Consider the following 7,087-nt stretch of genomic DNA (forward strand, 5'->3'; position numbering starts at 1 on the left):
GCGTGACGTCCACTCGAACATTTCCGCGCCGTCGTCGATCTCGGCGCACGGGGTCCGAGGTGTTCTGATTACCTGCGCGCGAGAGAGTCAGCCTCATCGACTGATGCCGCACTGTCGGCGGTGCCGCCGATGACCCGCCGGGCGTGCTGGGACGCGCGAACGAGCAGGTTGGGAGCGAGCGCCGAGGCCAGGCCCGCCACCGCCGCCGCGGCCAGCGCCTGACCCCAGCCCAGCGGGCCCACCGGGGTGCAGCCGAACACGTGGCTGAGGCCGGGCGTGCTCACCACCACCGCCAGCACGCCGAAGGACCCGACGGCAGTCAGCACCACCAGCCCGCTGTGCGAATCGGCCAGCGTCTGGGCCAGTTGCGTGCCGACCAACCCGATCAGCGCCACCGTCGCCGCGCGGCGCCGGGTGCCGGTCGCGCTGGCCAGCAGCCACGCCAGCATGGCGCCGATCGTCGTGGACGCGCCCCGAATCCCGATCGCGCGCCACATCGCCGCCTCGCCGCGGTCGACTTCGGCGGTTCCCGCCTGGGTGCTGACGGCCAGGGCGGCGGCGGGCAGCGCGTCGGTCAGCATGTTGACCAGCAGCATCTGGCGGGCGTTGAGCACCGAACGCCCGGTCAGGATGGTGGTGATCAGCGCAAAGCACACCTCGCCGAGGTTGCCGCCCAGCAGCACCGACACCGCCGAATGCACGCGGCGCCACAGCTGCTCGCCTTCATCCAGGGCGTCCAGCAGTGCTTCGATCTTCCCGTCGAGCAGCACGACGTCGGCCGCCGTTCGGGCCGCGTCGCTGCCGCGCGCGCCAACTCCGATGCCCACGCTGGCCGCCCGGATCGCGGCCGCGTCGTTGACGCCGTCGCCGACCATCGCCGTGACCAGCCCGGCTCGCTCCAGGCTCTGGACCACCTCGATCTTGTGCTCCGGTGTCATGCGTGCGAAGACCGGTCGCGACGCGACCGCCTCGGCGCGCTGGTCGGCCGATAGTGCTTCCCAGTCGGAACCGGTGACCACCTGCTCGACGGTGACGTCGATGCCCAGCTCCTGGGCGATCACGGCCGCCGTCGTGGGGTGGTCGCCGGTGATCAACCGGACCGCGATGTCGCGGTCGGCCAGCGCCGTCAGCACGGACCGGGCCATCGGCCGCGGGGTGTCGGCCAGCCCCAGCAGGCCGATCGGGAGGAGCCCGGACAGGCACAGGTTTTCCAGCAGATCGGGATCGGCCGCCGCGGCAGCGGCCTGCTCGCGGCTGAGGCGACGCTCGGCCACCGCCAGCACACGCAACCCCCTGGCCGCCAATTCGTCGATCTGCTGCTGCAACGCTTCGGTGCTGGTGCCGGGTTGTTGCCGCAGCGCCGACGAGAGGACCTCCGGTGAGCCTTTTATGGTCAGCCGGGTGCCGACCAGCGCGGCGGCGAACGGGCGACCGGACTGGAACGGCAAGAAGGCGTCCCGGGTCCGTCGCGGTTGCGGCCGCGAGCCGCGAAGCGCGGGGTCGTCGGCGGCCCGGTTGATCGCGTCGTCGGTGGCATGCTCCACCCGGTGGGTGTGCCTCGAATAGGTGGTGCTCAGCGCGGCATCCAGCACCTGTCCGGGGGTGTGGCCGGTCACCGGGTGTACCGATTTGACCCTGAGCCGGTTCTCGCTCAGCGTGCCGGTCTTGTCGAAGCACACCACATTCAGCCGGGCCAGCGCCTCGATCGAGTGGGCATTACGGATCAGCACCGACTCTCCGGTGAGCCGGCGCGCGGCGGCCAGCTGAGCCAGCGTCACCACGAGGGTCAACCCCTCCGGAATGGCGGCGACGATCAGCGTGACCGCGCTTCCCACCGCCGCGCGCAGCGGCGTGCCCCGCGCCACACTGAGCAACCCGACCAGAGCGCCGCCGGCCACGCTGAACGGCAAGGCCCGCCGGGTGATCCGCCGCAGCTGTCGTTGCAGGCCGATCTCCTGCGACTTCCTCGGCGCCATCGCCAGTGCCCGGCGCACCTCCGAGCGCGAACCGACCGCGGTCACCACGGCCACGGCCGTGCCGGCAACCACCGTGGTGCCGGCATAGAGCATGCAGGTCCGTTCGGCCAGCGGGGCGCCGGGCGTGGGTTCGGTCTGCTTGGCCACCGGCAGCGACTCGCCGGTCAGCATGGATTCGTCGACCTCGACGTCGGACGCGTGCAGCAGCCGGGCGTCGGCGGGGACCACCTCGTCGGCATGGACTTCGATGATGTCGCCCGGGCGCAGCCGCTTGGCCGGCACCTTTTCGTAGCGCTGCTCATCGAGCGGGCCGGTAAGCCGGCGCGCAGACGGATCCTGCACGGCCAGTAGGCGATTCAGGATGCGTTGGGCGTGCAACTGCTGTTCGGCCGACAGCCCCGCGTTGACCAGCAGCACGCCACCCACCAGCACCGCATCCAGCGGCGAGCCCAGCAGCGCGCTGGCCAGCGCGCCGGTGGCCAGCAGCGGCGTGATCGGGTCGGACAGGTCGGAGCGCATCTCGTCCGCGAAATCGCGCACGAGTCCCCATGACTTCGCACCCGCGGCTTGCAGCAGCCGAACCGGCGGCAGGTTGTGCCAGCGGGCGGACGCTAGCGCCCGGTGTTCGTCGGGAGGCCGGGGCAGCAGTTGCCGCACTTGCGCAACAGGCAGGCTGTGCCAGTCGTGGACGGTTTCGGGTTCCGGCAGTGGATCACGGAAAACCTTTGCGGCCGAACGGAATCCGAGCCACAGGCTGGCGGCCATCCCGACGTTGACCGAGACCGAGCTGCGCCCCGGCACACCGGGAATCAACATCAGGGCACCGATCGCCGACGCCGAGGCCGACAGCCGGACCGCGTTGTCGGTGGCGGCGCGCGCGGCGGGCATCGCATGCAGCACCCGCCAGGCGCCGGCCAGCTCCGGAACGACAACGTCGGCACCCCACGGCGGAGGATGCCGGTGCCGCTGCACCCCGATCGTGACATCGGCCCGATGCGCGGCCCGCAGCTGCGACGTGGTCAGCAACGCCACAGTGGCGCCACTGGCCTTCAGTTCCGCGACAGCCGCCACCACCGCGTCGTCGATCGACCCGTCCAGGGGATACAGTTGGTCGAATCCTTTTGCCAACGAACGCAATCCGTCGTCATCGAGGGAGAAGACCCGCGGGTGTGACCGGCGCGCCTCGGTGAGCACCGCCGCGGCGAACGGATCGCGCACCGGGCTGATCAGCGCCTGGCCGGCGCCGCCACCGGCCCCGGGGATATCCGCCAGGTGTTGCCATCCGGGGGTCAGCCCGGTCTCGTCCAGTGCGGCCCGCACCGCTTCCCAGGCCCGGGTGCGTTGCGAATCCGGCACTCCCAGAACGCGACTGACCATCAAATCGTCGGTGTAGAACGCCCGCGGGTCGATCATGATCGCATCGACCCGGTCGAGTGTCCTCAAGGCACCGGGACGCAGCACCAGCGCGTCGTGACGGGCGGCCAGCCCGCTGCTCATCGTGCAGCCGAATGCCTCCCGCACGGTGCGCAACGGCTTCGGGACGGCGGTCAACGCCGCGGCACCGGCCATGTCGAGGTTGCGCGACAGCACGCCCACCACCGCGGCGGCGCCGATACCGGCCGCACCGGCGCGGTTGGCGTAGCGTTCCGCCGGCCCGTCGGGTGGGGTCGGGATGCTCCTGGGTGCCGACGCGGCGTCGTCGGGCACCGGCCGGCTGCCCAACCCGGGTTCATGGCGACGCCAGGTGAGCCGACCGGTCCAGGCCTCGGACACCAGCATCGCGCGGGTCGCGGCCTCGGCTGCCGCCGCCGTCGGCGACAGCGTCAGCGCGGCCGCGGTGGCATTGACGACACCGAACAAGACGTCGGTGCCCTCGGGTCCGAGGCGCCGTTCCAGCTCTTTCCGCAGTCGCGGCAGGTGGTCGGCCAGCGTCGGCGGCACGGCCACCAAATCGGGCAGCCTGGGCAGCCGCAGCAGGCTTCCGGTCAGCGAAAGGCCGAGGCCCGCGGTGGCCGCCGCGGCCGCGATCATCCGTCCCGTCAGTAGCGCGTCGTCGCCCGGCAGGCTCACCGGACGCTGGCGCGTGTCGCTGATCCCGTGGCGCCGCTCGGCGTCGGCGACGATCCGGCAGAGTTCGGCCGCCGAGGGCCCGTCGGCGGTTACGGTGACGACCAGCCGCGCCACGGTGCGGTTCAGGAAGGCCTCCCGGACACCGGGCGTCGTTCGCACCGCCGTCAGCACGTCGGTGGCGATAGCCGCCGCGTGCTTATCGCCGAGGCCGCGCACCTCGACCCAGCACCGCGAACCGGTGGTGCAGCTGCGCCGTGTCGGCGGGCCACCCGTCGCCTCGATCGCGACCCCCGCCGCCGTGCGGGTCAAGCTTGAAATATCTTGCGCTGCAAAGGTTAACGACCTGCCCACGCTCGCTGCCGCGTTGCCGCCCAGCAGGACGGTGGTTAGCGCGGCGCCCGCAACGGCGGCGCCGGCGGTAACGGTCATGCGGGTGCCCGCCACGGCAGCCCGCAGCGGCGCTGCCACCAGGCCGAAACCGGGCAGACGACCGGGGCCGATCAATCTGTTCACACCCACCTCGCACCGATTCTCGAATACGCCGGCCGGAAACGAAAGACCGGTTCGGGCACACGTTTGGCTCACCACATCGGCGCGTGCATTATGTCGAGTCAAGTTACGCCTGAGCGTCAGACTAACGGGCAATGACACGCGGGCAGGGGCAGCGGGTTCGCACCACCCGCTTCCATGCGAAGTCGGCGAGTGCCGCGCTGAGCCGACCGGCGCGGCAGTCACGTTGGGAGACAGCGTAAAACAGCCAACGTGCCCGGCGCGTGATGGTGTTGGCTTCGACTCCGGGCGATGACATGTCGACGCAATAGGGCACGGTGTACCCGGTAGTGCAGGTGGCCTGACAAGATGACCTGGTGCAGTTCGCGCCGAGTAACCAGGGTTGCGTATGGCGTTGCGGTGAGCCACAGGACGGCTTCGAATTCGACCGGATCTCCGATTACCTCAGCGAGGACGACACCCTGGTGTGGGTCGACTTGTGCGAGCCGGACCACGAAATATTGCGCGAGCTGGCGGCCGAACTTGGCCTGAACCCCTGGGCTGTCGAAGACGCCGTGGCAGCAGCGGAACGTGTCAAAGCCACCGCGTACGAAACCCACACGTTCTTCACCGTCTATGCCGTCGGCGTCTGCTCCGTCGCCGACGCCCGTGCCGGCGCCGATCGCCAGCCGATGCTGGCGATGCACCGGATTTCGGCGTTCGTGCTCGCCCGGGGTTTGATCACGGTGCGCCTGACACCCGACTTCGACATGGCGCAGGTCACCCGACAGTGGCGGGAAATCGACGGCCAGCGCCACGGTGTCGGCGCATTGGTGCACGGGTTGCTCGATGTCGTGGTCGACAGTCATTTCGCGGCGGTGGAGGCCCTCGACGACTGCATCGAAGCCATCGAGGACGAGCTGTTCGACGGCAACTCACGTCAGGCGAACTTTCAGCGCCGAACATTCCAGTTGCGCAGAGACCTGGTGAACCTGCGGCGAGTTGCGCTGCCGATGCGCGAGGTCGTCAACTCCATCCAGCATCACCGGCTGCAGGCCCCGCAGGCCGAAGCTGCCCGAGAACTCGACCCGCTCTACGCCGACCTGTACGACCACGTGCTTCGGGTGTCGGAGTGGACGGAGTCGTTGCGTGACATGGTCACAACCATTTTCGAAACGAATCTGTCCCTGCAGGATGCCCGGTTGAACACCGTGATGAAGAAGCTGACCGGGTGGGCGGCCATCATCGCGGTCCCGACCGCGATCACCGGCTATTACGGCCAGAACATCCCCTATCCCGGCTTCGGCTCCCTGTCGGGTTTCATCGTCAGCACCAGCGTGATCATCGTCCTGATGGTTGTGCTCTATGTGACGTTTAGGCGTCGCGACTGGCTTTGATCTCGTTGGCCGGGCCTCGAATTCGCGCGACGTAGGAGAGAGTCTTGATTGCCTTCGCCACCTGCGGTGTCCTAACGGTGGACCTGCACCCCCTGAACCTGCCCTACCTTGGTAAGCCTCAATAGTTCACGCGATTCGGTGCTGAGGTGTGTCGTGAACGTGAAAGGTGCACTGCCTCAACGATAATCGATGTTTGCTAGCGTTCGAGAATCGATCAAGGAGTGCACCTATCAGATGCAGGCTACTACGGATTGGTCGAAAACTGTTCGAGTCGAGGTCCGTGGCGACGACGTGGTCGGGCACGCGGGCAACGTGATCCCCCGCATGCTGGCCGACAAGCTTGGCCTGACCAGCGGCTTGTCCGCGGCGTTGTCACGGCCGGAGGTGACCCACGACCGGGGCGCGGTGTTGCGGGACGTGGCGGTGTCGATCGCGGGCGGCGCGGAGAACCTGGCCGGTACCGCGGTGCTGCGGGATCAGGAACGGCTGTTCGGGCTGGTGGCGTCGGTCCCGACGATGTGGCGGTCGCTGAACGAGATCGACCACCAGGGCATGGCCAGGATCGCGCTGGTGCGCAACGGGGTCCGGGAACGGGTGTGGGAGCTGATCGAGGCTCGGCATGGCGCGATCCCGCCTTCGCGGACCTGTTATGGGGACCTGGGTGCGGTGGTCGTGATCCGCATTGACGCCTCGCTGGTTGAATCGCATTCCGGCAAGCAGCACGCTGCGGGCAATTTCAAGGGTGGCTACGGGTTTCACCCGCTGTTAGCGTGGTGCGATAACACCGGCGAACTGCTGGCGGTGATCTGCCGCCCCGGCAACGCCGGGTCGAACACCGCGGCCGATCACATCGCGATCATCGATGCGGCGATCGCCGCGATCCCGGCGAAGTGGCGGCGCAACCTGTTGATCACCATCGACGGGGCGGGCTCAAGCCACGCCGTGGTCGAGCACCTGCGCAAACTGAACGCCCGCCCGGGCTGGTCGGTGGCCTACTCGGTCGGGTTCGACCTTGACGAGCGGGCCCGGGTCGCGATCGGGCAGATGCCCGCCGCCGGGTGGGAGGCGGCGCTGGACCCGGCCGGGCTGGCCCGCGACGACGCGCAGGTGGCCGAGCTGACCGGGCTGTTGCGCGAAGGCGCCGACGGCGACCGG

3 protein-coding genes are annotated in these 7,087 nt (G+C 69.4%); 2 read left to right on the top strand and 1 reads right to left on the bottom strand.

Annotated elements, in window-relative coordinates:
• Positions 1-68: 68 nt before the first annotated feature.
• Complete coding sequence (locus tag EET03_RS05210; protein WP_099194328.1) at positions 69-4,475, bottom strand: cation-translocating P-type ATPase; 4,407 nt, start codon at positions 4,473-4,475, stop codon at positions 69-71.
• Between the two features lie 437 nt (positions 4,476-4,912).
• On the opposite strand from EET03_RS05210, the gene EET03_RS05215 reads away from it, so the two are divergent.
• Positions 4,913-5,932, top strand: coding sequence for a magnesium transporter CorA family protein (locus EET03_RS05215; RefSeq protein WP_075544722.1), 1,020 nt, complete (start codon positions 4,913-4,915; stop codon positions 5,930-5,932).
• Positions 5,933-6,166: 234 nt separating this feature from the next.
• Positions 6,167-7,087 (top strand): transposase (locus tag EET03_RS05220; RefSeq protein ID WP_208649001.1); only part of this gene is annotated, 921 nt, incomplete at its 3' end.

Origin of the sequence: Mycobacterium innocens (assembly GCF_900566055.1) — a bacterium.
GTDB classification, from domain to species: Bacteria; Actinomycetota; Actinomycetes; order Mycobacteriales; family Mycobacteriaceae; genus Mycobacterium; species Mycobacterium innocens.